The 23,631-nt window shown below is 64.5% G+C and carries 22 protein-coding genes; 16 read left to right on the top strand and 6 right to left on the bottom strand.

Going from position 1 to position 23,631, the window contains the following annotated elements:
* The first annotated feature begins 76 nt into the window (after positions 1–76).
* The 5 genes from BMI01S_RS06720 to BMI01S_RS06695 all read left to right on the top strand — a co-directional run bounded on the left by BMI01S_RS06720 (position 77) and on the right by BMI01S_RS06695 (position 5,551).
* On the top strand, positions 77–1,192 hold the full coding sequence (locus BMI01S_RS06720) for a YbdK family carboxylate-amine ligase (RefSeq protein WP_028213259.1): 1,116 nt from the start codon (positions 77–79) through the stop codon (positions 1,190–1,192).
* A 779-nt stretch (positions 1,193–1,971) separates the two neighbouring features.
* The gene (locus BMI01S_RS06710) at positions 1,972–2,610 is read left to right on the top strand and encodes a MarR family winged helix-turn-helix transcriptional regulator (RefSeq protein WP_028213257.1); all 639 of its coding nucleotides are present in this window, start codon (positions 1,972–1,974) and stop codon (positions 2,608–2,610) included.
* 283 nt (positions 2,611–2,893) lie between these two features.
* On the top strand, positions 2,894–3,622 hold the full coding sequence (locus BMI01S_RS06705; RefSeq protein ID WP_028213256.1) for a glutamine amidotransferase: 729 nt from the start codon (positions 2,894–2,896) through the stop codon (positions 3,620–3,622).
* 114 nt (positions 3,623–3,736) lie between these two features.
* Positions 3,737–4,849, top strand: a complete 1,113-nt coding sequence (locus BMI01S_RS06700; protein WP_028213255.1) for an NADH:flavin oxidoreductase/NADH oxidase — start codon at positions 3,737–3,739, stop codon at positions 4,847–4,849.
* 198 nt (positions 4,850–5,047) lie between these two features.
* A complete protein-coding gene (locus BMI01S_RS06695; protein ID WP_028213254.1) occupies positions 5,048–5,551 on the top strand; it encodes an SET domain-containing protein in 504 nt (167 codons plus the stop codon).
* Between the two features lie 111 nt (positions 5,552–5,662).
* Here the strand turns inward: BMI01S_RS06695 and BMI01S_RS06690 are convergent, their stop codons facing one another.
* Together BMI01S_RS06690 and BMI01S_RS06685 are read right to left on the bottom strand one after the other, a co-directional pair.
* On the bottom strand, positions 5,663–7,228 hold the full coding sequence (locus tag BMI01S_RS06690; RefSeq protein ID WP_028213253.1) for a sensor histidine kinase: 1,566 nt from the start codon (positions 7,226–7,228) through the stop codon (positions 5,663–5,665).
* A 204-nt stretch (positions 7,229–7,432) separates the two neighbouring features.
* A complete protein-coding gene (locus tag BMI01S_RS06685; RefSeq protein ID WP_027793094.1) occupies positions 7,433–8,119 on the bottom strand; it encodes a response regulator transcription factor in 687 nt (228 codons plus the stop codon).
* Positions 8,120–8,252: 133 nt separating this feature from the next.
* On the opposite strand from BMI01S_RS06685, the gene BMI01S_RS06680 reads away from it, so the two are divergent.
* Positions 8,253–8,483, top strand: a complete 231-nt coding sequence (locus BMI01S_RS06680; RefSeq protein ID WP_028213252.1) for a DUF3717 domain-containing protein — start codon at positions 8,253–8,255, stop codon at positions 8,481–8,483.
* A 107-nt stretch (positions 8,484–8,590) separates the two neighbouring features.
* Here the strand turns inward: BMI01S_RS06680 and BMI01S_RS06675 are convergent, their stop codons facing one another.
* On the bottom strand, positions 8,591–8,929 hold the full coding sequence (locus tag BMI01S_RS06675; RefSeq protein WP_255217792.1) for a 4a-hydroxytetrahydrobiopterin dehydratase: 339 nt from the start codon (positions 8,927–8,929) through the stop codon (positions 8,591–8,593).
* Positions 8,930–9,113: 184 nt separating this feature from the next.
* Here BMI01S_RS06675 and BMI01S_RS06670 point away from each other — a divergent pair, with 184 nt between their 5' ends.
* Positions 9,114–9,605 (top strand): Lrp/AsnC family transcriptional regulator, encoded by a 492-nt coding sequence (locus BMI01S_RS06670; RefSeq protein WP_028213250.1) that lies wholly within the window; start codon positions 9,114–9,116, stop codon positions 9,603–9,605.
* Between the two features lie 53 nt (positions 9,606–9,658).
* Here the strand turns inward: BMI01S_RS06670 and BMI01S_RS06665 are convergent, their stop codons facing one another.
* On the bottom strand, positions 9,659–10,183 hold the full coding sequence (locus BMI01S_RS06665) for a class IV adenylate cyclase (protein WP_028213249.1): 525 nt from the start codon (positions 10,181–10,183) through the stop codon (positions 9,659–9,661).
* Positions 10,184–10,380: 197 nt separating this feature from the next.
* Positions 10,381–11,268 (bottom strand): LysR family transcriptional regulator, encoded by an 888-nt coding sequence (locus BMI01S_RS06660; RefSeq protein ID WP_028213248.1) that lies wholly within the window; start codon positions 11,266–11,268, stop codon positions 10,381–10,383.
* A gap of 110 nt (positions 11,269–11,378) precedes the next feature.
* Here BMI01S_RS06660 and BMI01S_RS06655 point away from each other — a divergent pair, with 110 nt between their 5' ends.
* From BMI01S_RS06655 to BMI01S_RS06625, 7 genes are all read left to right on the top strand, one after another.
* Positions 11,379–12,902, top strand: coding sequence for a CoA-acylating methylmalonate-semialdehyde dehydrogenase (locus BMI01S_RS06655; protein WP_028213247.1), 1,524 nt, complete (start codon positions 11,379–11,381; stop codon positions 12,900–12,902).
* Between the two features lie 113 nt (positions 12,903–13,015).
* Positions 13,016–14,734, top strand: a complete 1,719-nt coding sequence (locus BMI01S_RS06650) for a GMC family oxidoreductase (protein WP_028213246.1) — start codon at positions 13,016–13,018, stop codon at positions 14,732–14,734.
* Between the two features lie 379 nt (positions 14,735–15,113).
* A complete protein-coding gene (locus BMI01S_RS06645; protein WP_028213245.1) occupies positions 15,114–15,893 on the top strand; it encodes an ABC transporter ATP-binding protein in 780 nt (259 codons plus the stop codon).
* Positions 15,890–16,660, top strand: a complete 771-nt coding sequence (locus tag BMI01S_RS06640; protein WP_028213244.1) for an ABC transporter ATP-binding protein — start codon at positions 15,890–15,892, stop codon at positions 16,658–16,660. The genes BMI01S_RS06645 and BMI01S_RS06640 overlap by 4 nt, the downstream gene beginning before the upstream one ends.
* Positions 16,661–16,788: 128 nt before the next feature.
* Positions 16,789–18,006 (top strand): ABC transporter substrate-binding protein, encoded by a 1,218-nt coding sequence (locus BMI01S_RS06635; RefSeq protein ID WP_028213243.1) that lies wholly within the window; start codon positions 16,789–16,791, stop codon positions 18,004–18,006.
* Positions 18,007–18,120: 114 nt separating this feature from the next.
* On the top strand, positions 18,121–19,005 hold the full coding sequence (locus BMI01S_RS06630) for a branched-chain amino acid ABC transporter permease (protein ID WP_028213242.1): 885 nt from the start codon (positions 18,121–18,123) through the stop codon (positions 19,003–19,005).
* Positions 19,005–19,976, top strand: coding sequence for a branched-chain amino acid ABC transporter permease (locus BMI01S_RS06625; RefSeq protein WP_028213241.1), 972 nt, complete (start codon positions 19,005–19,007; stop codon positions 19,974–19,976). The genes BMI01S_RS06630 and BMI01S_RS06625 overlap by 1 nt, the downstream gene beginning before the upstream one ends.
* A gap of 628 nt (positions 19,977–20,604) precedes the next feature.
* Here BMI01S_RS06625 and BMI01S_RS06620 read toward each other — a convergent pair.
* Entirely contained in the window at positions 20,605–21,072 is a 468-nt protein-coding gene (locus BMI01S_RS06620) for a hypothetical protein (protein ID WP_154671186.1), read from the bottom strand.
* An 85-nt stretch (positions 21,073–21,157) separates the two neighbouring features.
* Here BMI01S_RS06620 and BMI01S_RS06615 point away from each other — a divergent pair, with 85 nt between their 5' ends.
* Entirely contained in the window at positions 21,158–22,327 is a 1,170-nt protein-coding gene (locus tag BMI01S_RS06615) for an ABC transporter substrate-binding protein (RefSeq protein WP_028213239.1), read from the top strand.
* Positions 22,328–22,574: 247 nt separating this feature from the next.
* The gene (locus tag BMI01S_RS06610; RefSeq protein ID WP_028213238.1) at positions 22,575–23,630 is read left to right on the top strand and encodes a branched-chain amino acid ABC transporter permease; all 1,056 of its coding nucleotides are present in this window, start codon (positions 22,575–22,577) and stop codon (positions 23,628–23,630) included.
* Position 23,631: the final 1 nt, after the last annotated feature.

The following is a 23,631-nucleotide window of genomic DNA, read 5'->3' as shown; positions in this document are numbered from 1 at the left end:
GCGGCGCCTTGCAATACTCGCGCCGCGCCCAGCCCGGATACCCGGCTTTGCGCGGCGCGGCTGAAGAGGGCACGCCATGTCACTGGAAACATTTGTCGATTCGAAGCCGTTCACGTTCGGCATCGAACTCGAAATGCAGATCGTCAACACGCACGACTACGATCTGACGAAGGCGGGTAGCGACCTCATGCGCCTGCTCAAAGATCAGGAGATTCCGGGCAACATCACGCCCGAAATCACCGAAAGCATGATCGAGCTTTCCACCGGCATCTGTACGAATCACGAGCAGGCCGTGGCCGATCTGCGCAGGATTCGCGACGTGCTCGTCGCCGCGGCCGATCATCTCAACGTCGGCCTGTGCGGCGGAGGGACGCACGCGTTCCAGCAGTGGAGCGACCGCCGCATCGTGGATACGCCGCGCTTTCAGTATCTTTCCGAGCTTTACGGCTACCTCGCGAAGCAGTTCACCGTGTTCGGCCAGCACGTGCATATCGGCTGTCCGGATGCCGACAGTGCGCTTTTCTTGCTGCACTCGCTTTCGCGGTTCATTCCGCATTTCATCGCGCTCTCGGCTTCGTCGCCCTATGTGCAGGGCGTGGACACCGGATTTCATTCGGCACGCCTGAATTCCGTGTTCGCGTTTCCGCTTTCGGGCCGTGCGCCGTTCGTGCTGAGCTGGGAAGAATTCAAGGAGTACTTCTCGAAAATGGTGCATACGGGCGTTGTCAACAGCATGAAAGACTTCTACTGGGACATCCGCCCGAAACCCGGCTTCGGCACGATCGAGGTGCGCGTGATGGACACGCCGCTTTCAGTCGAGCGCGCCGCCGCGATCGCCTGCTACATCCAGACGCTCGCGCGCCATCTTCTGACCGACCGTCCGATCGTGCCGCTCGAAGACGATTATCTGGTGTACACGTTCAACCGCTTCCAGGCGTGCCGCTTCGGGCTCGCCGGCACGTGCGTGAATCCGCAAACGGGCGAGCGCCGCACGATTTCCGAGGACATCCTCGAAACGCTGGAGCGGATCGCGCCGCATGGGGAGGCGCTCGGCTCGATGCGCGCGCTCACCGAAGTCGGCACGATCGCGCGCGCACAAACCAACGACGCGAGCTGGCTGCGCAGCGTAGTCGCCGACGAGAAGTCATTGCACGAGGCGGTGCGCCAGCAGTGCCTGCGCTGGCGCGCCTGACGGGAAAGGCCGGCGCGCAGGGACACACAGGAGGACTGAGCGAATTCGCGTGGAGCGCGCGCGGGTTCTGCGCCCGGAATGCGGGATGGGAAGGGCGGCTTTCCGGTTGCCCTTCGCGTTTGCGGGGCCGCAAGCGCAACGGGAACGAGAGTCGATCGAGACACAGGCGCGGCCAAAACGGGGCCCGCAGGTCCGGCAAGTGACATTTTTGAGGCTACCAAAATTTTTTTTGTTGGTTTCGAGGTACCTGGGGGTTCTTATTTTTTTGACCTGGATCTCGACATGGGCCATATTCAATGACGAAGCGAGCCGCGAGGCCCGCTTCGCTGCGGGCGGCGTCCGATTTCCCTGAAAACTCAATGGACTGCGTAATGATTGGCAGGCGACAATCGGGCAGATTCCAGTTGCGTTCGGGACAGAAATCCGCGATAACCCTGCAAGGATCCCGGGCCGGAGTTTCGCGTTCCCAGGAACCTGTGCACCAGGCAATGGCGTGCTTATCAACGGGTTATCCACAAATCACGTTGGATAACTTAGCTGTGCGATTCGCTACTCTCGCATAGAATGGCGGTTTGCTGTCGTGGCGGCGGGACGGAAGGACGTTTTCGCCGCCTGCGGCAAGAAGCGCGACTTTGCAACGCACACCATGGCGCAGGCGAAGCGGAAAAATTTTGAGATGGTGCGGCGCTCGGGGAACCGGACGCCGGCGTTCCCACAGGCCGCCGGTCAAAGCGGCGGCTGACGATGCAGCGCAAGCTGCCAATAACCAGCGAAAGACTATGAGCGAAGGCGTATACGGAGAGCAGGCAGCCGGGCGGGTGACCCATAGCCTGCTGCGACTTAGCACGGCAATGCGGAGCCAGGCGTGGGACTGGGCCGAAGGGGCAGGACTCACGCCTACCCAGGGCGAAATTCTCGTGCTGCTGATGCAGCGCAAGGGGCCGATGCGCCTCGGCGAGATCGCACGTGAAACGGCCCTCACGGCCGCCACCACCAGCGATGCGGTGAGCACGCTGGAAACGAAGGGGCTCGTCGAAAAGCGTCGCGCGCTCGACGACGGCCGCGCGCTCGCGGTGCGTCTGACCACGCGTGGCCGCACGGCGGCAAAGAAGGCATCGCAGTGGCCGGACTTCCTTTCGAAGGCGGTCGGCACGCTGAAGGCCGAAGAGCAGTCCACGCTCTACCGCACGTTGCTCAAGACGGTCTATCTGCTCGAATCGCAGGAGACCAGCCCGCAGCACCGCATGTGCCTCACCTGCTCGCATTTCGAGCCGAGCAAGAACCCGAAGAAGACGGCGCATCACTGCCAGCTTCTCAACATCGACATGACCGACGCAGACCTGCGTCTCGATTGCTCGGTGTACGAGCAGGCCGACGTGCTGACCCAGAAAAAGAACTGGAAGATCTTCGCGGTTTAAGGTCAGGCCGAAGCTGCGCCGCCGCCGTCGGGGCGGCTGGCGCGTGCCGACGCCTGCTCGCGCGTCGCGCACGTAACGAACGGTAGTGCAACACATCGCAATGTCGGTCACGCGCGGCGTTGCAAGCATGATGCGTCTATGTGGCAATTTGCATAGTTCTCGCAAGTAGTTGTCACAATGATTCGTCCCAGCTTTTTGTCACGATCGTCAGCGCGAATGTTCGCGCGATCCATGCAGGCGCCGTGACATCCATGCCACCGAGAGCCGACCCGGGGATTTGCCGATGAATCGCGAAGTATTGGCAGTGCGCCATGTCTATTTCGAGGACCTCGGCAGCTTCGAGCGCGTGCTCGGCGACCGCGGGCGCCCCGTGCGCTACGTGGACGTCGGCTTCGCGCGCATCGGCGCGCTCAATCCGTTGTCGGCGTCGCTCATGGTCGTGCTTGGTGGCCCGATCAATGCATGCGACGACGCGCGCTACCCCACGCTCGTTCCTCTTGCCGCAATGATCGAAAAGCGCGTCGCGGCGGGTCTCCCCACGCTGGGGATTTGTCTTGGCGCGCAGTTGATTGCGCGTGTGCTCGGCGCGCGCGTCTACGCAGCGCCGCAGCCCGAAATCGGCTGGACGCCGCTCACGCTCACCGACGCCGGCCGTGCCTCGCCGCTGCGACACCTCGACGGCGCGGCGACCTCCCTCCTCCATTGGCACGGCGATACGTTCGATCTGCCGCAAGGTGCGACGCGCCTCGCTTCCACGCCGCTGTGCGAGAACCAGGCGTTTGCGTACGGCGACCACGTGCTCGGCCTGCAATGCCATCCCGAGGTGCGGGCCGATCGCTTCGAGCCCTGGCTGATCGGCTATGCCGGCGAAATCGGCGCTGCGGGCGTCGACGTCAATGCGTTGCGCGACGATACGGCGCGCAACGCGCCGCGACTCGAAGTGCAGGCGAGCCGCATGTTCGGCGAATGGCTCGACGCCGTCGATGCACGGATGGCCGCGCGGCAACCCTGACCCGCGCGCCTTGGCCTCGCGCAAGCGCGAATGGCTGTCTAACGCGTGAAAACGGCGCGTGAAAACGGCGCGTGATATTCTCGGACGCTCCTCCCATCAGTCCGTGGATCCGCCATGAGCAAGCTTTTCACTCCGCTCGAACTGCGTGGCGTGACGCTCGCCAATCGCATCGTCGTCTCGCCGATGTGCCAGTACTCCGCCGATCGCGGCGAAGCGACCGACTGGCACATGATCCATCTCGGCCACCTCGCGCTGTCGGGCGCCGCGATGCTCTGCATCGAAGCGACGGCCGTGGAGCCGGATGGCCGCATCACGCCGGGCGATCTGGGCTTGTGGGACGACGTGACGGAAGCCGCGCTCGAGCCTGTCATCGCCGCGATCCGACGTCATTCGCCGATCCGTATCGCCATGCAGGTCGCGCATGCCGGACGCAAGGCGTCGAGCCACGTACCGTGGGAAGGCGGTCAGCTGATTTCGGTCGCCGACGGCGGATGGCTTCCTCATGCGCCCTCGGCGCTTCCGCACAAGGACGACGAGCCGCCGCCGCTCGCGCTCGATGTTGCGGGTCTGAACCGCGTGCGCAATGCGTTCGTGGCCACGGCGCGCCGGGCTGCGCGTCTTGGCATCGACGCGCTCGAAGTGCACGCGGCGCATGGTTATCTGCTGCACCAGTTTCTCTCGCCCATCGCGAACCAGCGCAGCGACGAATACGGCGGCTCGCGTGAGAACCGCATGCGCTTTCCGCTCGAAGTGTTCGACGCCGTGCGCGCCGAATTCCCCGCAGATCGTCCGGTCGGCGTGCGCGTTTCCGCAACGGATTGGGTCGACGGCGGGTGGACGCCCGAGGACACCGTCGTGTTCGCGCAGGCGCTCAAGGCACGAGGCGCCGACTGGATCGACGTGTCATCGGGCGGCGTGTCGCCGTTGCAGAAGATTCCGCTCGAGCCGGGCTACCAGGTGCCGTTCGCACGCAAGGTCAAGGCCGAAACGGGCATGACGACCATTGCGGTGGGCCTCATCACCGATGCGTTGCAGGCCAACCAGATCGTCGAAGACGGCGAAGCCGACATGATTGCGATGGCGCGCGCGATGCTCTACGATCCGCGCTGGCCGTGGCATGCGGCCGCGCAACTCGGCGCGAGCGTGAGCGCGCCGCCGCAGTACTGGCGATCGCAACCACGCGATCTCAAGAAGCTGTTCGGCGAGACGACGCTCGGTCAACGCTGATTTTCGCTGATACGCGCGGCGCATTTGGGTTGAACGAAAGCGGCGCGAGCGTGTACGATGCCGTCTGTGGCGCGCCGGGCGTCGCATGAGCGCGGCGCCAAATCGGCGCCGCGTTTGCGTAGGGGGCGCAAGAAGACCGGTCCACGCCGCTTGCCACGACCGGGACCGTCTCCCCAGGACTTCACAAGGATTCATTCAATGAGTGAACGCAGGATCGTCGTGCGCCAGTCGGGCGTGCACGGCAAGGGCGTGTTTGCGGCGGTCCCCATTGCGACCGGCGAACGACTGATCGAATACAAGGGCGAGCGCATCTCGTGGAAGGAAGCATTGCGGCGCCATCCGCACAATCCTGACGAGCCGAATCACACGTTCTATTTCGCGCTCGACGACGGCGACGTGATCGACGGCAAGGTGAAGGGCAACAGCGCGCGCTGGATCAACCATTCGTGCGCGCCGAACTGCGAAGCCGAGGAGATCGACGGGCACGTCTATATTCACGCACTGCGCGATATCGCCGAAGGCGAGGAGCTCTTCTACGACTATGGCCTCGTGATCGACGCGAAGCAGACGAAGAAGCTCAAACGCGAATACGAATGCCGCTGCGGCGCCCGCAAATGTCGGGGCACGATGCTCGCGCCACCCGACGAGAAGTCGGCGAAGGACGCCAAGGTCTCGAAGGCCAAAGGCAAAAAGAAGAAGTAAGTGCTCCCAGGCGCTTCGCCTGCACGTAGCAGACGTTTCGCACACGCTTTCTATCGCACATAGCACAAGGGCCGCATGAGCGGCCCTTGTCGTTTTCACGCGCTTGCCGATTCAGAGATCGATGCTCGCCTGGTGCGTCGGCTTCTTGTCACTGTGCGGCGGTTCCGATCCAGCCAGATGAAGGGGTGCTGCTTCGGCTGTGGCTTCCCTGGCCTCGTTCCTGTCTTTGACGTCCTTGCCGCCATACCCGGGCTGCTTCGCGAGCGGCACGCGCACGATGAAGCGCGCGCCGCCTTCCGGCGCGTCTTCGTAATGCACGCTGCCCCGATGCAGCGCCATGATGTCGTGCACGATCGCAAGGCCCAGCCCTGCGCCGCTGTCCACACCGCTTTCGCTTTGTCCGTCGCCGCGGAAGAATCGCTTGAAGAGATCGGCCTGCTGTGAAGCCGGCACACCGCCGCCATTGTCCTCCACGATGATCTCCGCCATCGGTATGCCGTTGGCGGAAACTTGAGTAACGGTCACGGTGATGCGTCCGCCCTCCAGTCGCGCAGGCGGCAGATACTTGAGCGCGTTGTCGAGCAGGTTCGCGATGACTTCATGGAGCAGCACGGGGTTGCCGCGCACCATCAGCGGCGTGTCGTTCTCAGGGGCGTCGAGGCGCTGGAAGCCAAGATCCACGTGGCTCGCGAGCGCGCGCGGCACCCATTCGGCGCCCGTCTCGAACGCGAGCGCGGCCATGTCGATATCGGTGAAACGCGCGGCCTGTTCGCCCGGCTCGGCGCGCGCGAGCGAAAGCAGCTGATTCGACAGACGCACCGCGCGATCGGCGGCCGCACGCAATTCGCGCACGGCGTCGTTGATCTTTTGCGGCTCGCGCGCATTCGCGGCCTGCTCTGCGTGCAGTTTCACCGCCGTGAGCGGCGTGCGCAGCTGGTGAGCGGCGTCGGCGATGAATTTGCGCTGCGCTTCGAGCGCGGTCTTCAGGCGGCCGAGCAGCGCATTGAGCGCACCCGTGAGCGGACGGATTTCGATGGGTACGTAGGTCTCGTCCACAGGCTCGAGCGAGGTGTGCGTCTGCCTGTTGAGCGAGTCGGCGAGCGCCGTGAGCGGATTGAGCTGCTGGTTGACCACGCGCCACACGATGATCCAGCCAGCGAGCAGCAGGAGCAGCAGCGGCATCATGATCGCCACGAGAAATTCGGCCGCGATGCGAAAACGATGATTCACGGGCTGGCCGACTTCGACCACGATCGGGTTCCCATTCAGCTGCGCCACGCGGACTTGCGCGACACGGACGGCCACGCCCCGATAGACCGTTTCGAATACGTACGCATAGTGCATGCGGCGCACGTTGGTGCCCCGGAGCGGCAAGTCGCGGTCACCGGCGATCTCGGTCTCGCCGTTGCTGATGCGATAGACGAGATCTTCTTCGGGGTCGGAGAACATCGCCTGCGCGAGTGGCGGGACGGTTTGCGGCGCATCGGCGCCGGCGATCTGGATTTGCCGCGAAATCGCCGTGGCGAGATCGGCGAGCGAGCGGTCGACTACGTGCTGCGTGTATTGCCACGCGAGCCAATAAGCGATGAGCCCGCTCATGAGCGCGAGCAGCGAAAGCGGGGCGGCGAGGCGCCGCAGCAGCGTACGCCGCAGACTCGTCGCGGCAGTGGAGGACATGATGGCTTCGGGGCGAATGTTCAATCGTAGGTGCGGCGGCGCGCGCCGCACGGGATCGATCCATTGTACGCGGGCCGCGGGAGCGGCGGCGCAAGGCATCGAGCGCAATGGGGGCCGATGATGCGAAAACGGCGGCGGAGGGCTCCGCCGCCGTTTCGGGCGCTGGCTTCAGGAACGAGGCCGAATGAGGCCGAACGAGGCGGATCAGGCCGCCTGGCGGATTTCCTGGAGCAGATAACCGAAGCCGCGTACCGTGACGATCTCGACGCGGCAGTTCTCGAGCTTCTTGCGCACGCGGTGCACGTAGACTTCGATCGCAGTGTCGCCGAGGTCGCCGCCGAAGTGCGTGAGGTGATCCTGCAGTTGCGCCTTGCTCACCACGCGGCCATGACGCAGCAGCAGCATTTCGAGCACCGCAAACTCGCGCGGCGAGAGTTCGAGCGGCTTGTCGTCGTTGAAGATCCGGCGATCGACGCCCGACAGGCGCACGCCGCCGAGCGACACTTCCGGACGCGGCACGTCGCCGTGCGGGCCGCTGCGGCGCATCACGGCGCGAATGCGCGCCTCGAGTTCGGCCGGCTCGAACGGCTTGAGCATATAGTCGTCTGCGCCCGAGTTCAGGCCCTGGACACGGTCGTTCAGTTCGTCGCGTGCCGTGAGCACGATGACGGGCGTGTGCCGGTTGCTCTGACGAAAGCGCGACAGCAGCGTCATGCCGTCGATGCCGGGCAGCCCGAGATCGAGAATCACGAGCTCATGGCGATTTTGCGCAAGGGCTTGTTCGGCGAAGATGCCGTCGTGGACCATGTCGACGGTGAAGCCGGCTTGTTCGAGGCTGGACTGAATACCGCGTGCGATGGGGCGGTCGTCTTCGATCAGAAGGAGTCGCATGGATTTCGCTCAAGTACAATAGGTTTTAGCGTTCAGGCACGCAGTTCGCGCAGCGTCGCACGCTGGCCTCGAGATACAGCCGGCAAAGCGACCAGGCGGCGCCCAGTGCGACGGTTGTACGATCACGATCCACATGTCCGATATTTCGATCACCGAACTCGAAGCCGCAATCAACTTCTGGCGCAACCGCTCGCCTTCGAGCGGCGATGAACTCGCGTTGTGCCAGGAGGCAAGTGCGCTCTCGAAGCCGTATGCGCTGCTGATTGTACAGCGTCAGAACGTCATATCACTGGAACGTTTGGAACCGATTGCCCGCGCTGCCTGGGAGTCTTACGTATCCATCAAGAATAGCCTTCAAAGCTGAAGGCTTGAGGTTCCCGCACCCTGCATTAGCCTTTCACGCGCGCGCCGTGCGCGGGGTCTTTCTCGTGCCCCTGCACACGGCGTATTCACGCCTGGTACCGCCGCTGCCTATGCGTTGAGCGGACCCGGCGCGATCGAATCGATGAAACGGGCGAGCGCGACGTCGCGCGAGGTGAGGCCGTCGGCCTCGTGAGTGGAAAGCGTGATCTCGACGCGGTTGTACACGTTGAACCACTCGGGATGGTGGTTCATTTCCTGCGCCTTGATCGCCACGCGCGTCATGAAGCCGAACGCCTCGTTGAAGTCCGCGAAGCGGAACTGGCGCTGGATCGCATCGCGACCGGCGACGGCCTGCCAGCCACGCAGGTCGGCGAGTTGCGATGCGCGTTCTTCGGATGTGAGTCGGTTGATCATCGTTGCACCTGTCTTGAACTGGGGGCCGGGCATGCGCCGTTAGCCCATTGGCCATTTTTTCACGGATGGGACACGCGTGCGAGCGGCGCTTTTCCGCCGTTTGGCGTACCAGCAAGCGCGGCGCAGTTATCTCGCGGAATACGGACTCCCGCTGCGAGATGTTCGCGTTTTATGCGACAATCGAGCGAAAATTAACTCCTCGGTGCGGATTTCGTTCATGCTCGAACTCGACCACTTCGATCTGGCGCTTCTGGACGTGTTGCAACGCTTTGGCCGCGCCACACATCAGCAGCTTGGCGAGCAGGTGCCGCTGTCGGCTTCGCAGATCGGCAGACGGCTGCAACGCCTCGAGGCATCGGGCGTAATAGACGGCTATCGCGTGGTGCTGCGGCCCGAAAAGCTCGGGCTCGGCGTGACCGCGTTCACGAGCCTCAAGCTCAAGCATCACGGGGATTCGATCATCGAGCAGTTCCAGCAGCAGATCGACGTGCTGCCGGAAGTGCTCGAATGCCATGCCGTGGTAGGCGACGCCGATTACCTGCTACGCATCGTCGCGCCCGACCTCAACGCGCTCTCGACCTTCGTCATGAAGAAGCTGATGCGCGTGCCCGGCGTGGACAGCGTGCGCTCGAACATCGTGCTCACGACGTTCAAGCGCAACGGGCCGCTGCCGCTTGGCCACCTGGAGCCGGGCACATCCGCGGCGTGAGGAGCGGGGCGAATCGGGCCGAGACGGGCCCGCAAGCGCCCGCAGACGAGATGTCAGGCCGCGTTGGCCGTATTGAGCAGATCCACGTACGCCACCGCGACGAGATCGCTTTCGTCCACACCGAGCTTCGCGAACACCGCGTGCGCTTCGGCCTCGCCGCCTTGTTCGTCGTCCTCGGGGCCGAGCACCACTTCCAGTTCGACGAAGTCGCCCAGACCGTCCACGCGGTCGAGGTGAATGCGCGTGCGCCCCGCCAGATACACGTGACGCTCCTTCGAGACGATGCCGCGCGTGGTGAGCGCCGTGGCGAGCAGCGAATGCATGGCCTCGGCATTGGTGACGGGACTGCGCGTGTAGTACGAGGCCTTCGGGCCGTCGCGGTCGTCGCGCTGATAGAAGATCAGCTCGGGCGGCGTGCCGTCGTCGAACTGGCGCAGCTTCAGGCGGCCGCGCGGCACGTCGTAAAAGAAGTCCTGCTGGCGAAAGATCAGCGGTGCGTCGGAGGCGAGCTGGGCGGCACGCTCGCGCAAGGCGTCGAATTGACGGGCGCGGGCTTTGATTTCGATGTTGCGGGCCATGCAAGACTCCTGTCGAACGAGGGAAACAAGGGGGCGATGGGAGAGGCAGGGGACGCACCGCGCAGCACGGCGGCGAGCGCGCCGAAACGCGGAGCGAATGCCCAATCTATCAAAACTTGAGTGACAGCGCTGTTACGCGCGCACTTCGCTGGCGCGCGCAAGGCGGCGGGCGCAGCCCGCGTGTTCATGAGCGCGGCTCATATCGCCCATTGCGTTTCGATCACCTTGAGCGCCGCCGCGATCGTTGGCTCGTCGCGGCGCGCGGCGAGCGTGATGAAGGTGAGCTCGGTGGGCACCGTCACGCCTTCGACGATGGTGAGTCCGTGCGCGTGCGCCTCGGCGAGCGCGGTGGAATCGCGCGCGAGCGTGAGGCCCACGCCCGACTTCACGAGATCGAGCATCGAAGGTTCCTGGTCCACTTCCGCGACCTTGACGGGCTTTGCGTGCGCGGCCTCGAATAGTGTGGTGAGCAGCCGGTTGTGCGCCGAGGCGGGCGGCGTCCAGATCCACGGCAGTGCGGCGAGCGCGCGCCAGTCCCGCGCATCCTTCACGCGGTCTTTCCAGCCGGCGGGCGCGAGCACGCGGTACTGAAAGCGCGTGAGCGTGATGGCGTGGAAGCTCTCGGGGTCGGGCGCGGGCTGGCCGATGTAATAGCCCACGTCGAGCTCGCGCGAACGCACCTGGTCGAGCACCCAGCCCGACATGCCGTGGCGCAGCGCGGTTTCGATCTGCGGCCAGGTTTCGACGAGCTGCCGCAGAAAGCCGCCGAGGCGCAGGAACGCCGGATCGAGAATCGTGCCGATGCGCAGACGCCCGCGCACCTCGTGCCGCAGTGCAGCAGCGGCGCGCTGCACGTCGCCGGCCGCGGCGAGCGCGCGTTCGGCGTGGGGCAGCAGCGCCTGCCCGTCGCGCGTGAGCGCAAGGCCGTGCGACGTGCGCGTGAACAGCGAGACGCCAAGCGTCTCCTGTAAATGCTTTATCTGCAGACTCACGGCCGGCTGCGTGAGATGCAGATGCGTGGCCGCGCGCGTGAGGTTGCCCTCGCGCGCGACCGTGACGAACGCTCGTAGCAAGGTCAGGTCCATCCGCTGATATTAAACCGCCTTATATCGCAGTTGAGCATTAATCATTGGATCGCGCCCCGGCCTCCCGATTACGCTAGCCAGATCGAGACTGCACGACAAGAGAGGCAGACATGGGCGAGACACATCAAAGCGAAGCGGGCGTGCGCACGCTCACGCATTTCGTCAACGGCAAGCCGCTGTCCGGCACGAGCGACCGCTATGGCGATGTCTTCAATCCGGCCTACGGCAAGCTGAGCGCCCGCGTGCCGCTCGCCAGCGTGGCCGAGGTCGATGCCGCCGTCGCCGCCGCGCAGGCCGCGTTTCCCGAGTGGGCCGAGACGGCGCCCATCAAACGCGCACGCATTCTCTTCAAGTTCAAGGACCTGCTCGACCAGCATCACGACGAACTGGCCGAAATCATCACGCGCGAGCACGGCAAGGTGTTTTCCGACGCGAAGGGCGAGGTCATGCGCGGCATCGAGGTGGTCGAGTTCGCGTGCGGCATTCCCAATCTGCTGAAGACCGATTTCACCGACCAGATCGGCGGCGGCATCGACAACTGGAATCTGCGCCAGCCGCTCGGCGTCGTGGCCGGCATCACGCCGTTCAACTTCCCGATGATGGTGCCGTGCTGGATGTTCCCGATCGCGCTCGCGTGCGGCAACACCTTCGTGCTCAAGCCTTCGGAGCGCGATCCTTCGGCCTCGCTGCGGCTCGCGGAGCTGCTCAGGGAGGCGGGGCTGCCCGACGGCGTGTTCAACGTCGTGCACGGCGACAAGGTGGCCGTGGATGCGCTGCTCGCGCATCCCGATGTCAGCGCGCTGTCGTTCGTCGGCTCGACGCCGATTGCCGAGTACATCTATACGGAAGGCACGAGGCACGGCAAGCGCGTGCAGGCGCTGGGCGGCGCGAAGAATCACCTCGTCGTGATGCCGGACGCCGATCTCGACCAGGCCGTGGACGCGCTGATCGGCGCGGCCTACGGCTCGGCGGGCGAGCGCTGCATGGCGATTTCGGTGGCGGTGGCCGTGGGTCATATCGCCGACGAACTGGTCGAGCGCCTCGCGCCGCGCGTGAAGGCGCTGCAGATCGGCAGCGGCATGGATGGCGCCTCGGAAATGGGCCCGCTCGTCACGGGGGCGCATCGCGCGAAAGTGCAGGGCTATATCGAGGCGGGCGTGGCCGCGGGCGCGAAGCTCGTCGTGGACGGGCGCGGGCACAAGGTCGATGGCCATGAGGACGGCTTCTTCCTCGGCGGCACGCTGTTCGACGACGTGAAGACCGACATGACGATCTACAAGGAAGAGATCTTCGGGCCGGTGCTTGCGGTCGTGCGTGTGCCGGACTTCGCGAGCGCCGTCGAGTTGATCAACGCTCATGAATTCGCCAACGGCGTGTCGTGCTACACGTCGGACGGTGGCGTCGCGCGCGCGTTCTCGCGCCAGATCAAGGTGGGCATGGTCGGCATCAACGTGCCGATTCCGGTGCCGATGGCGTGGCACTCGTTCGGCGGCTGGAAGCGCTCGCTGTTCGGCGATCACCATGCTTACGGCGAGGAAGGCGTGCGCTTCTACACGCGCTACAAGAGCATCATGCAACGCTGGCCCGACAGCATCGCAAAGGGCGCCGAGTTCACGATGCCGGTGGCGAAGTAAGCGAGGCGGAGCCGGGGCGGCTTATCAAGCATAACGAAACAGATGGCGCCGCCCTGCGCAGCAGTGGCAGTTCAATAAAGCGCCAAAAGAACGGAAACAGCAGGAGACACATCATGCCCGCAACGAGCGAAGCCCCGGGGGCGCGGAGCGCGTCCTCGCGTCGCCTCGAAGGGGAATTCGACTATGTGATCGTCGGCGCCGGCACCGCAGGCTGCGTGCTCGCCAACCGCTTGACCGAAGACGCAGACGTTTCCGTGCTGCTCATCGAGGCGGGCGGCAAGGACGACTATCACTGGATCCACATCCCCGTCGGCTACCTGTACTGCATCGGCAATCCGCGTACCGACTGGCTCTACAAGACTGCAGCCGAAAAGGGCCTCAATGGCCGCTCGCTCGCGTATCCGCGCGGGCGCGTGCTGGGCGGGTCGTCGTCGATCAACGGCATGATCTACATGCGCGGCCAGCGCGAGGATTACGACAGCTGGGCGCGCGAGACCGGCGATTCCGCGTGGTCGTGGGACAGCGTGCTGCCCGTGTTCCGGCGCAGCGAGGATCACCACGGCGGCGCGAGCGAGTTTCACGGCGCGGGCGGCGAATGGCGCGTCGAGAAGCAGCGCCTGAAGTGGCAGATTCTCGAATCGTTCGCGAGGGCGGCGCAGGAGCAGGGCATTCCCGCCACCGACGACTTCAACCGCGGCGACAACAGTGGCGTGGGCTATTTCGAGGTGAACCAGAAGCGCGGTGTGCGCTGGAACGCGTCGAAGGCATTTCTGCGCGCAGCGATGAAGCGGCCCAATCTCACCGTCGTGACCGGCGCGCTCACACAGCGCGTGATTTTCGAAGGCAAGCGCTGCGTGGGCGTGGAGTATCGCGGCGATGTCGATTACGTCGCCCGGGCGCGCTGCGAGGTCGTCCTGAGCGCGGGCGCCGTGAATTCGCCGCAATTGCTGGAGCTTTCCGGTATCGGCGATGCGGATCGCCTCGCCCGGCTCGGCGTCGACGTCGTGCAGGATCTGCGCGGCGTGGGCGAGAACCTCCAGGACCATCTGCAATTGCGCATGGCGTTTCGCGTGAACGGCGTGCGCACGCTCAACACGGCTTCCGCGCATTGGTGGGGCAAGCTGATGATCGGTATGCAGTACGCGTTTTTGCAAAGCGGACCGATGTCGATGGCGCCCTCGCAGCTCGGCGCATTCGCGAAATCGGACCCCAGCGATCCGGCACTTACGCGGCCCGACCTCCAGTATCACGTGCAGCCGTTGTCGCTCGACCGCTTCGGCGAGCCGCTGCATCGTTTCAACGCGTTCACGGCCTCGGTATGCAATCTGCGGCCGACTTCGCGCGGCAGCATCCACGCCGTTTCTGCGGACCCGTCGCAGGCACCGGCGATCGCGCCGAATTATCTCTCGACTGATCACGACCTGCGCGTCGCCGCCAATGCGTTGCGGCTCACGCGGCGCATTGCCGCTTCGGCGGCGCTCGCGCGTTATGAGCCGCACGAGATCCTGCCGGGGCTTGCTTTTCAAACCGAGGAGGAACTGCGCGAGGCGGCCGGCAACGTGGGCACGACCATCTTTCACCCGGTGGGCACTTGCCGGATGGGCCGCGCCGACGACCCCGATGCCGTGGTCGACGCGCGCCTGCGCGTGCGCGGCGTGGCGGGCCTGCGAGTGGTGGATGCTTCGGTCATGCCGACCATCACCTCGGGCAACACGAATTCGCCGACGCTGATGATCGCGGAACGCGCCGCCGAGATGGTGCGCGCCGATCGCCGCGAGGGGCTGCGGGCAGGCAGGGAGGCCGCCGCGATGGTGACGATGACGACCGCCTGAGAGCGTTGGGGAAAGGCGCGAAGCAGCTAGAGGCACGTCGTTTTGGCGACTATGTGGGACGCACGAGAGGAACCCTCGGTGCGTATTTCTGCACGCCTGTCATTCATCGCCGTGTGCCGATTTTGCAGCTATCTTGTCCGTTTCTTTCGAGAATTTGCTGCGAACGTGCGTTTGTGTAGTGCGCTTTTCGTTGTGGCGCTCCCTTAAGTGCAAATCCCAATGATTGCGCTGCATCATTGGCGAGACAATATCTCGAAAGTGGACAGGCGCGCGTTGCGCGCATCGGGAGGCGCGCCGCAAACTCCGCGCCGGACCGCACCGTGCACTGTCACGCACGGACGGTCTGCAGTGTTACGCCCTATCACGCTCGGAAGGGGACATGATTCTCGGCGACACGATTCTGGAGACGCGCGGCCTCACGAAACAGTTCAAGGGCTTCACGGCCGTGAACGGCGTGAACCTGCGCGTGTGCCGCGGCTCGATCCATGCGCTGATCGGACCGAACGGCGCAGGCAAGACCACGTGCTTCAATCTGCTCACCAAGTTCCTCGTGCCGAGCGCGGGGCGCATCGTCTTCAACGGCATCGACATCACGCATGAGCGGCCCGCGCAGATCGCGCGGCGCGGCATCATCCGCTCGTTCCAGATCTCGGCCGTGTTTCCGCACCTCACGGCGCTGCAGAACGTGCGCGTGGGGCTGCAGCGCTCGCTCGGCACCGCGTACCACTTCTGGAAGAGCGAGCGCACGCTCGCCGAACTGAACGACCGCGCCATGGACCTGCTCACGCAGGTGGGGCTCACCGATTTCGCCGATGTGCCGACCGTCGAACTCGCCTACGGCCGCAAGCGCGCGCTGGAGATCGCCACGACGCTTGCGATGGAACCCGAACTGATGCTGCTCGACGAACCGACCCAGGGCATGGGCCACGAAGACGTGGACCGCGTGACGGCGCTCATCAAGAAGGTCTCGGCCGGCCGCACCATCCTCATGGTCGAGCACAACATGAACGTGATTGCCGGCATCTCCGACACCATCACCGTGCTCCAGCGCGGCGAGGTGCTCGCAGAAGGCACTTACGCGGAAGTCTCGAAGAACCCGCTCGTCGCCGAGGCCTATATGGGCAGCGCGGACGCGGCGCTGACGGGGGCGCACGCATGAACACGGTCACCGAACGCGAGACGGCCGCCGCCGCGGGTGCGGCCGGGGGCGAGAACGCGCTGGAAATCGCCGGGCTGCAGGCGTGGTACGGCGAGTCGCACATCCTGCACGGCGTGGACCTCACCGTCGGACGCGGCGAGGTCGTCACGCTGCTCGGACGCAACGGCGCGGGGCGCACGACGACACTGCGCGCCATCATGGGACTCACCGGACGGCGCACAGGGTCGATCCGCATCGGCGGGCGCGAGACCATCCAGATGCCCACCTATCGCATCGCGCATTGCGGCGTGGGCTATTGTCCCGAAGAGCGCGGTATTTTCGCGAGTCTCTCGTGCGAAGAGAACCTGCTGCTGCCGCCGCACATCGGCGCAAAGGGTGCGAAGCTCGCCGAAGGCATGTCGCTCGACGAGATTTACGCGATGTTCCCCAATCTAGCCGAGCGGCGACACAGCCAGGGCACGCGCCTCTCGGGCGGCGAGCAGCAGATGCTGGCCGTGGCACGCATCCTGCGCACCGGCGCCAACCTGCTGCTGCTCGACGAGATTTCCGAAGGCCTCGCGCCCGTGATCGTTCAGGCGCTCGCGCGCATGATCCTCACACTGAAGGCGCGCGGCTACACCGTCGTGATGGTCGAGCAGAACTTCCGCTTCGCGGCGCCGCTTGCCGACCGCTTCTATGTGATGGAGCACGGGCGCATCGTCGAGCATTTCGGCACTGCCGAGCTCGAAGCGAAGATGCCGGTGCTGCACGATCTGCTGGGCGTTTAATCCGACGTACACATTGCGCGCGACCCACGCGGTAAGGCGGGCGCGACGCGGATTGCCTTGCCTGAGCAGTTCATGGAGTGTTCCTGAATAACTACGCGATAACTACGCAACCAAAGAAGGAGACTGCAATGAAGAAAACCACGTTCGCGCGGCTCGCGGGCCTGTTTGCCGCCTCGGCAGCTGCGATGGCGTTCAGCGCGGGGGCAGCGCAGGCCGCCGACGACGCGGTGAAGATCGGCTTCATCACCGACATGTCGGGCCTCTATGCCGACGACGACGGTCCGGGCGGCCTCACGGCGATCAAGATGGCGGTTGCGGACTTCGGCGGCAAGGTGCTCGGCAAGCCGATCCAGGTCGTGTACGCGGACCACCAGAACAAGGCGGACATCGCCGCCTCGAAGGCGCGCGAATGGTTCGACCGTGACGGGCTCACCTTGCTGCTCGGCGGCACGAACTCGGCGACCGCGCTGGCGATGAACAAGGTCGCAGAAGAGAAGAAGCGCGTGTACTTCAACATGGGCGCGGGCACGGATGCGCTCACGAATGAGCAGTGCACGCCGTACACGGTTCACTATGGCTACGACACGGTGGCGCTCGCGAAGGGCACGGGTCTCGCGGTGCTCAAGCAGGGCGGCAAGACGTGGTTCTTCCTCACCGCCGACTACGCGTTCGGCAAGTCGCTCGAGAAGAACACGGCGGACGTCGTGAAGGCGAACGGCGGCCAGGTGCTCGGCGAAGTGCGCCATCCGCTTTCGGCGTCGGACTTCTCGTCGTTCCTGCTCCAGGCGCAGTCGTCGAAGGCGCAGATCCTCGGCCTCGCGAACGCGGGCGGCGATACGGTCAACGCGATCAAGGCCGCGAAGGAATTCGGCATCAACAAGACGATGAAGACGGCGGCACTGCTGATGTTCCTGCCCGACATCCACAGCCTCGGGCTCGACACGACCCAGGGCCTCGTGCTGACGACGGGCTGGTACTGGGATCAGAACGACGACACCCGCAAGTGGGCGCAGCGCTATTTCGACCAGACGAAGAAGATGCCTTCGGAACTGCAGGCGGCCGACTATTCGGCGGCGACCAACTACCTGAAGGCCGTGCAGGCCGCCGGCACGACGGACGCCGACAAGGTCATGGAGCAGCTGAAGAAGACGAAGATCAACGACTTCTATACGAAGGGCGGCTATATCCGCCAGGACGGCGTGCTGATCCACGACATGTATCTGGTCGAGGTGAAGAAGCCGTCGGAATCGAAGAAGCCGTGGGACTACTACAAGGTGGTGCAGACGATCCCGGGCGAGCAGGCGTACACGACCAAGCAGGAATCGAAGTGCGCGCTGTGGAAGTAAGCGCGCTCGCGTAACTGCGGCAGTCGCATGCCGCGTCTCGCGCCGGGTTCGCGCGCGGGGCGCGGCATGAATGCGTATTCCGTTAATGCGTTAATGCGTCAATGGGCGGCTTTCATGACGATTTTTGGCATTCCGCTTCCGGCAATGCTGAGCCAGTTGCTTCTAGGGCTCGTGAACGGCTCGTTCTACGCGATCCTGAGTCTTGGCCTCGCGGTGATCTTCGGCATGCTCAACGTGATCAACTTCGCCCACGGCGCGTTGTTCATGCTGGGCGCAATGCTGACCTGGATGGGGCTCGCGTACTTCGGTCTTCCGTACTGGGCGATGCTCGTCGTCGCCCCGTTGGTGGTGGGCGTATTCGGCGTCGTGATCGAGCGCTCCATGCTGCGCTGGCTCTACCGGCTCGATCATCTGTATGGACTCCTGCTCACTTTCGGTCTCACGCTCGTGGTGGAGGGCGTGTTCCGTTCGATCTACGGGTCGTCGGGGCTGCCCTATGACGTGCCCGACCTGCTCGCGGGCGCGACCAACCTCGGCTTCATGTATCTGCCCAACTATCGCGCGTGGGTGGTGGTGGCATCGCTCGCCGTGTGTTTCACCACATGGTTCGTGATCGAAAAGACACGTCTTGGCGCCTATTTGCGCGCGGGCACGGAGAACCCGAAGCTCGTCGAGGCGTTCGGCATCAACGTGCCGCTCATGATCACGCTCACGTACGGCCTCGGCGTCGCGCTCGCGGCGTTCGCGGGCGTGCTCGCGGCGCCCGTGATCCAGGTGTCGCCGCTCATGGGCCAGCCGATGATCATCACCGTGTTCGCCGTGGTCGTGATCGGCGGCATGGGCTCGATCATGGGCTCGATCCTCACGGGCCTGCTGCTTGGCGTGATCGAGGGCTTCACGCGCGTCTTCTGGCCCGAGGCCTCCGCAACGGTGGTGTTCGTGATCATGGCGATCGTGCTGCTGATTCGCCCCGCTGGCCTCTTCGGCAAGGAACGATGATGCAAAGAAAAGCGCTTTATGGTTTGTTGCTGATCGGGCTGATCGCCGCGCCGTTCATTGGCGCCTATCCGCTCTTCGTCATGAAGGTGCTGTGCTTCGCGCTGTTTGCCGCCGCCTTCAATCTGCTGATCGGCTATACGGGGCTGCTCTCGTTTGGCCACGCGATGTTCCTTGCGAGCGCGGGCTATACGGCGGGGTTTGCGATCCAGTCGCTCGGGTTCACGCCCGAGCTGGGCGTGATCGCGGGCACGGCGGTGGCTACGGTTCTCGGGCTCGTCGTGGGGCTCTTCGCGATCCGTCGGCAGGGCATCTACTTCTCGATGGTCACGCTCGCGCTCGCGCAGATGGTCTACTTCGTGTTTCTCCAGGCGCCGTTCACGCATGGTGAAGACGGCCTCCAGGGCGTGCCGCGCGGCAAGCTCTTCGGCTTGCTCGGGCTCAATTCGGATCTCGCGCTCTACTACGTCGTGCTCGTGGTGATGGTGCTCGCGTTCATGCTGATCGTGCGCATCGTGCATTCGCCGTTCGGGCAGGTGCTCATTGCGATCAAGGAGAACGAGCCGCGGGCGGTTTCGCTCGGCTATGACACCGATCGCTTCAAGCTGCTCGCCTTCGTGCTTTCGGCGGGGCTCGCGGGCCTTGCCGGCGCGCTCAAGGTGCTGGTGCTCGGCTTCGAAACGCTCGGCGACGCGTACTGGACCATGTCCGGCCTCGTGATCCTCATGACGCTCGTGGGCGGCATGGGAACGCTGTTCGGGCCGCTGCTCGGCGCGGCGTTGATCGTCGCGCTGGAGGACCGGCTGGGCGACATCGGCACGGCGCTCGCGCGAGGCACAGGCGTGGAGTGGTTCCGCTCGCTCGGTGAGTCCACGACGATCGTCACGGGCATTATCTTTATCGCCTGCGTGCTGGCGTTCCGGCGCGGCATCGTCGGCGAGATCGTCGCGCGCGTGCGCCCGTTGCGGGCGTGACGCTACGGCGCCGCGCCGCCTCGTGGCAGACGGTTCGCAGTGCCGGTTCGCACTGCGATAAAATGCCGGCGATTCGCATAAGCGTGCGGCGTTGCGGCATACCGGAGCGCCCCGCCGTGCGACAAACTCGTGGCAATCCGCCCCATTTCGGTGCCGCACTGCACCACTAGGGTAAATGCTAGTTGCCGGTCAAGGGGTCGAAGTTTAAAGTTGCACCTAGTTCTGATGCACCGAATTTGCAGGTGGAGAACGAGGAGACAACTGAGGCACCAAGTGCCCGGACAAAGAAGCGCTGTTGGATGAGAATCCAACAGCGCTTTTTACATTTCTGCGCGTGCTTTCGACGTCGATTCGGTTGTCTTTCCCCCGCCGTCGCGTGCCGCTCGACACGCGCTTTTCACTCTCTCATAAGCCGGCATTTCGCCTCCCGAATTACGCATAGTCGAGCCGCGAGGCATCGTTTGCCCGCTGCACAAGCGTTTGCGCGTTACGCAAAACGAGCGCCTGCTTCCTTGTGTTGTAAGCAGATAGAAAGCACTTGCCATCTGAATGCGCAGACCGCTACACTCGCCAATCACCGACCGCGCGGTCAGCGATTTCGCATTGATCTCCCGCAACGCTTATCGATTCACCCGGATTTACCCGGGGCGTAATCGGCGGCCATGCGCCACACAATGCTTTGCAAAAAACGAGTATCGAAGGAGTGCAGATGCAATTGGTTCGGCGTTGGATCGGGGCGGCGGGCGTCGCGACCGGGGTTTTGGCCACCGGGCCGGCCGCATTCGCTCGGCATTCCGCAGAGGAACACGGTCGCGCTGTTGCCGAAGGCGATGCTGGAAATCGTCGGCGGCAGGCGGCTCGCCGGCGAGTGGTCGTCGGTTGAACGCCACACGGAACACCAGAAAGGCACGCATTGCAGTGCCTTTTTTGTTGCGCTCGCAATGGCTTCGCGGGGCAGGCGGCAAGGCAGCGAGCAAGGCAGGGGCAGCAAGGAGTCGATAAAGCGGAGAGCGTCTGGCGGCTTGTGCAGCGCCGCAGGCAGGGAAAACCATGCATTACAGGCGCGGTCCCGATTACTACACTCAAGGGCCGGCACCGAATTTACGTAGATCGTAGTGATTTCGCGGTAAGCGGTGCAGGATCAACAGAGACAACACGCAGAAGGCGTTTGGAGACGCGCAATGAAAACGAAGAAGTGGGTTTTGAGGTCGATGAGTGCCGGACTCGCAGCGGCACTGATGGGTACGGCAGGTCTTGCCGCCGCCCAAGTGAAAATCGGCGTGACGCTCTCGGCAACGGGGCCGGCGGCGTCGCTCGGCATTCCCGAGAAGAACACCATCGCGCTGCTGCCCAAGGAGATCGCGGGCAAGAGCGTGCAGTACATCGTGCTCGACGACGCCTCGGACACGAGCAAGGCCGTGCAGAACACGCACAAGCTGATCGACGAAGACCACGTGGACGCCATCATCGGCTCCTCGGTCACGCCGAACTCGCTCGCGATGCTCGACGTCGTCATGCAGGGCAAGACGCCGATGATCTCGCTCGCCGCCTCGGCCGCGATCGTCAGTCCAATGGACGCCAAGCGCCAGTGGGCCTTCAAGACGCCGCAGAACGACAGCCTGATGGCAGATGCGCTCGCGGGCTACATGGAGAAGCAGGGCGTGAAGACGGTGGGCTTCATCGGCTTCACCGACGCCTATGGCGACAGCTGGTACAAAGAGTTCGGCAACGCGGCCGCGAAGCACAACCTCAAGATCGCGGCGAGCGAGCGCTATAACCGCACCGATTCTTCGGTGACGGGCCAGGTGCTCAAGCTCATGTCGGCGAACCCCGATGCCATCCTGATCGCCGGGTCGGGCACGCCCGCCGCGTTGCCGGCGACAACGCTCAAGGAGCGCGGCTACAAGGGCAAGATCTATCAGACCCACGGCGTCGCGAACAACGACTTCCTGCGCGTTTGCGGCAAGGACTGCGAAGGCGAACTGCTGCCCGCCGGGCCGATCCTCGTGGCCGACCAGCTGCCCGATTCGAACCCCGTGAAGAAGTCGGCGTTGGCCTACAAGGCAGCCTATGAGAAGGCCTACGGCGTTGGCACGGTGGCGACCTTCGGCGGTCATGCATGGGATGCCGCCCAGTTGCTCCAGCACGCGATTCCGGTCGCGCTGAAGGCGGGCCAGCCCGGCACCGAGGCGTTCCGTGTGGCGCTGCGCGCCGCGCTCGAAAACTCGCAGGACGTGGCCGGCGCGCATGGCATCTTCAACATGAGCGCGACGGATCATGCGGGCCTCGACCAGCGCGGGCGCGTGATCGTCGAGATCGTCAACAACAAGTGGAAGCTGCAGAGCGAGTGACGCGCGAGGCACGGGAGAGCGCGGCGCGCTTTCCCGTGAAATACACGCACGTACCGCAGCGTCATTCTGGCCACTGAAAATCATGTCCGGTGTGCGGCTTCAGTGCGGCGCACCGGCTTCTCACACGCGAAGCCCAGGCTGGCATTCGCCGGTTCTTCCCGCATTGCCGTATTTCGACGTCGCTGTTATTCCGCGCTGTTATTCCGGATTCTTTGCGGGCTCCATCAGGTTTCAGGAAGAGGGGAGTATGGATTTATCGATCGCCACGATCCTCGCGCAGGACGGCATCACCACCGGTGCGATCTATGCGCTGCTTGCGCTCGCCCTGGTGCTGGTGTTCTCCGTCACGCGGGTGATCTTCATTCCGCAGGGCGAATTCGTTTCTTATGGCGCGCTCACGCTCGCCGCGCTGCAAGCGCAGAAGTTTCCGGCCACCTGCTGGCTGCTCGTCGCGCTCGGCGCGGGGTGCTTCGTGGTCGAGACGGTCGCACTCGTGCGCCACGCCGAGCGGCGCCGCCACGCGGCGCGCACGCTCGTCACGCTCGCGGGCAAGTATCTGCTCTTTCCCATCGCGCTCTACGCGATCACGCGCGGCGTAGCGAGCCAGCCGTTGCCGCTGCTCGTACAGATTGCGCTCACGCTTGCGATCGTGGTGCCGATGGGGCCGTTCATCTATCGCCTCGCGTATGAGCCCATCGCCGAGGCGACCACGCTGCTGCTGCTGATCGTCTCCGTGGCCGTGCACTTCGCGATGGTGGGCCTCGGGCTCGTGATGTTCGGTGCGGAAGGCTCGCGCACCAACGCGTTCTCCGACGCCGCGCTCAACATCGGCAGCCTGTCGATCTCGGGCCAGAGCCTCTGGGTGATCGGCACGGCCGCCGTGCTGATCGTCGCGCTGTATCTCTATTTCGATCGCACGATTTCGGGCAAGGCGCTGCGCGCGACCTCGGTGAACCGGCTTGGCGCGCGGCTCGTCGGCATCGGCACCACGCAGGCCGGACGCCTCGCGTTCACGCTGGCCGCGGGCCTCGGCGCACTGTGCGGCATTCTCGTTTCGCCGCTCACCACCATCTACTACGACTCGGGCTTCCTGATTGGCCTCAAGGGCTTCGTAGGCGCCATTATCGGCGGCCTGGTGAGCTATCCGCTGGCTGCGGCAGGTTCCGTGTTCGTGGGACTGCTGGAGTCGTACTCGTCGTTCTGGGCGAGCTCTTACAAGGAAGTGATCGTGTTCACGCTGATCATCCCCGTGCTGCTCTGGCGTTCGCTCTCGACGCCGCACGCCGAAGAGGAAGAGGAGTGAT

This window comes from Paraburkholderia mimosarum LMG 23256 = NBRC 106338 (genome assembly GCF_000739815.1).
Lineage (GTDB): Bacteria > Pseudomonadota > Gammaproteobacteria > Burkholderiales > Burkholderiaceae > Paraburkholderia > Paraburkholderia mimosarum.
The sequence above is the reverse complement of the archived record's forward strand: the minus strand, read 5'-3'. Positions and strand labels throughout refer to the sequence as shown.

What these genes read in the sequence shown, in the direction of transcription:
- BMI01S_RS06665 (WP_028213249.1), bottom strand. Translation starts at nt 10,183, where the DNA reads ATGGCCCGCAACATCGAAATCAAAGCCCGCGCCCGTCAATTCGACGCC.
- BMI01S_RS06645 (WP_028213245.1), top strand. Translation starts at nt 15,114, where the DNA reads ATGATTCTCGGCGACACGATTCTGGAGACGCGCGGCCTCACGAAACAG.
- BMI01S_RS06695 (WP_028213254.1), top strand. Translation starts at nt 5,048, where the DNA reads ATGAGTGAACGCAGGATCGTCGTGCGCCAGTCGGGCGTGCACGGCAAG.
- BMI01S_RS06705 (WP_028213256.1), top strand. Translation starts at nt 2,894, where the DNA reads ATGAATCGCGAAGTATTGGCAGTGCGCCATGTCTATTTCGAGGACCTC.
- BMI01S_RS06710 (WP_028213257.1), top strand. Translation starts at nt 1,972, where the DNA reads ATGAGCGAAGGCGTATACGGAGAGCAGGCAGCCGGGCGGGTGACCCAT.
- BMI01S_RS06670 (WP_028213250.1), top strand. Translation starts at nt 9,114, where the DNA reads ATGCTCGAACTCGACCACTTCGATCTGGCGCTTCTGGACGTGTTGCAA.
- BMI01S_RS06720 (WP_028213259.1), top strand. Translation starts at nt 77, where the DNA reads ATGTCACTGGAAACATTTGTCGATTCGAAGCCGTTCACGTTCGGCATC.
- BMI01S_RS06675 (WP_255217792.1), bottom strand. Translation starts at nt 8,929, where the DNA reads ATGCCCGGCCCCCAGTTCAAGACAGGTGCAACGATGATCAACCGACTC.
- BMI01S_RS06640 (WP_028213244.1), top strand. Translation starts at nt 15,890, where the DNA reads ATGAACACGGTCACCGAACGCGAGACGGCCGCCGCCGCGGGTGCGGCC.
- BMI01S_RS06660 (WP_028213248.1), bottom strand. Translation starts at nt 11,268, where the DNA reads ATGGACCTGACCTTGCTACGAGCGTTCGTCACGGTCGCGCGCGAGGGC.
- BMI01S_RS06635 (WP_028213243.1), top strand. Translation starts at nt 16,789, where the DNA reads ATGAAGAAAACCACGTTCGCGCGGCTCGCGGGCCTGTTTGCCGCCTCG.
- BMI01S_RS06630 (WP_028213242.1), top strand. Translation starts at nt 18,121, where the DNA reads ATGACGATTTTTGGCATTCCGCTTCCGGCAATGCTGAGCCAGTTGCTT.
- BMI01S_RS06610 (WP_028213238.1), top strand. Translation starts at nt 22,575, where the DNA reads ATGGATTTATCGATCGCCACGATCCTCGCGCAGGACGGCATCACCACC.
- BMI01S_RS06690 (WP_028213253.1), bottom strand. Translation starts at nt 7,228, where the DNA reads ATGTCCTCCACTGCCGCGACGAGTCTGCGGCGTACGCTGCTGCGGCGC.
- BMI01S_RS06680 (WP_028213252.1), top strand. Translation starts at nt 8,253, where the DNA reads ATGTCCGATATTTCGATCACCGAACTCGAAGCCGCAATCAACTTCTGG.
- BMI01S_RS06655 (WP_028213247.1), top strand. Translation starts at nt 11,379, where the DNA reads ATGGGCGAGACACATCAAAGCGAAGCGGGCGTGCGCACGCTCACGCAT.
- BMI01S_RS06650 (WP_028213246.1), top strand. Translation starts at nt 13,016, where the DNA reads ATGCCCGCAACGAGCGAAGCCCCGGGGGCGCGGAGCGCGTCCTCGCGT.
- BMI01S_RS06685 (WP_027793094.1), bottom strand. Translation starts at nt 8,119, where the DNA reads ATGCGACTCCTTCTGATCGAAGACGACCGCCCCATCGCACGCGGTATT.
- BMI01S_RS06625 (WP_028213241.1), top strand. Translation starts at nt 19,005, where the DNA reads ATGCAAAGAAAAGCGCTTTATGGTTTGTTGCTGATCGGGCTGATCGCC.
- BMI01S_RS06700 (WP_028213255.1), top strand. Translation starts at nt 3,737, where the DNA reads ATGAGCAAGCTTTTCACTCCGCTCGAACTGCGTGGCGTGACGCTCGCC.
- BMI01S_RS06615 (WP_028213239.1), top strand. Translation starts at nt 21,158, where the DNA reads ATGAAAACGAAGAAGTGGGTTTTGAGGTCGATGAGTGCCGGACTCGCA.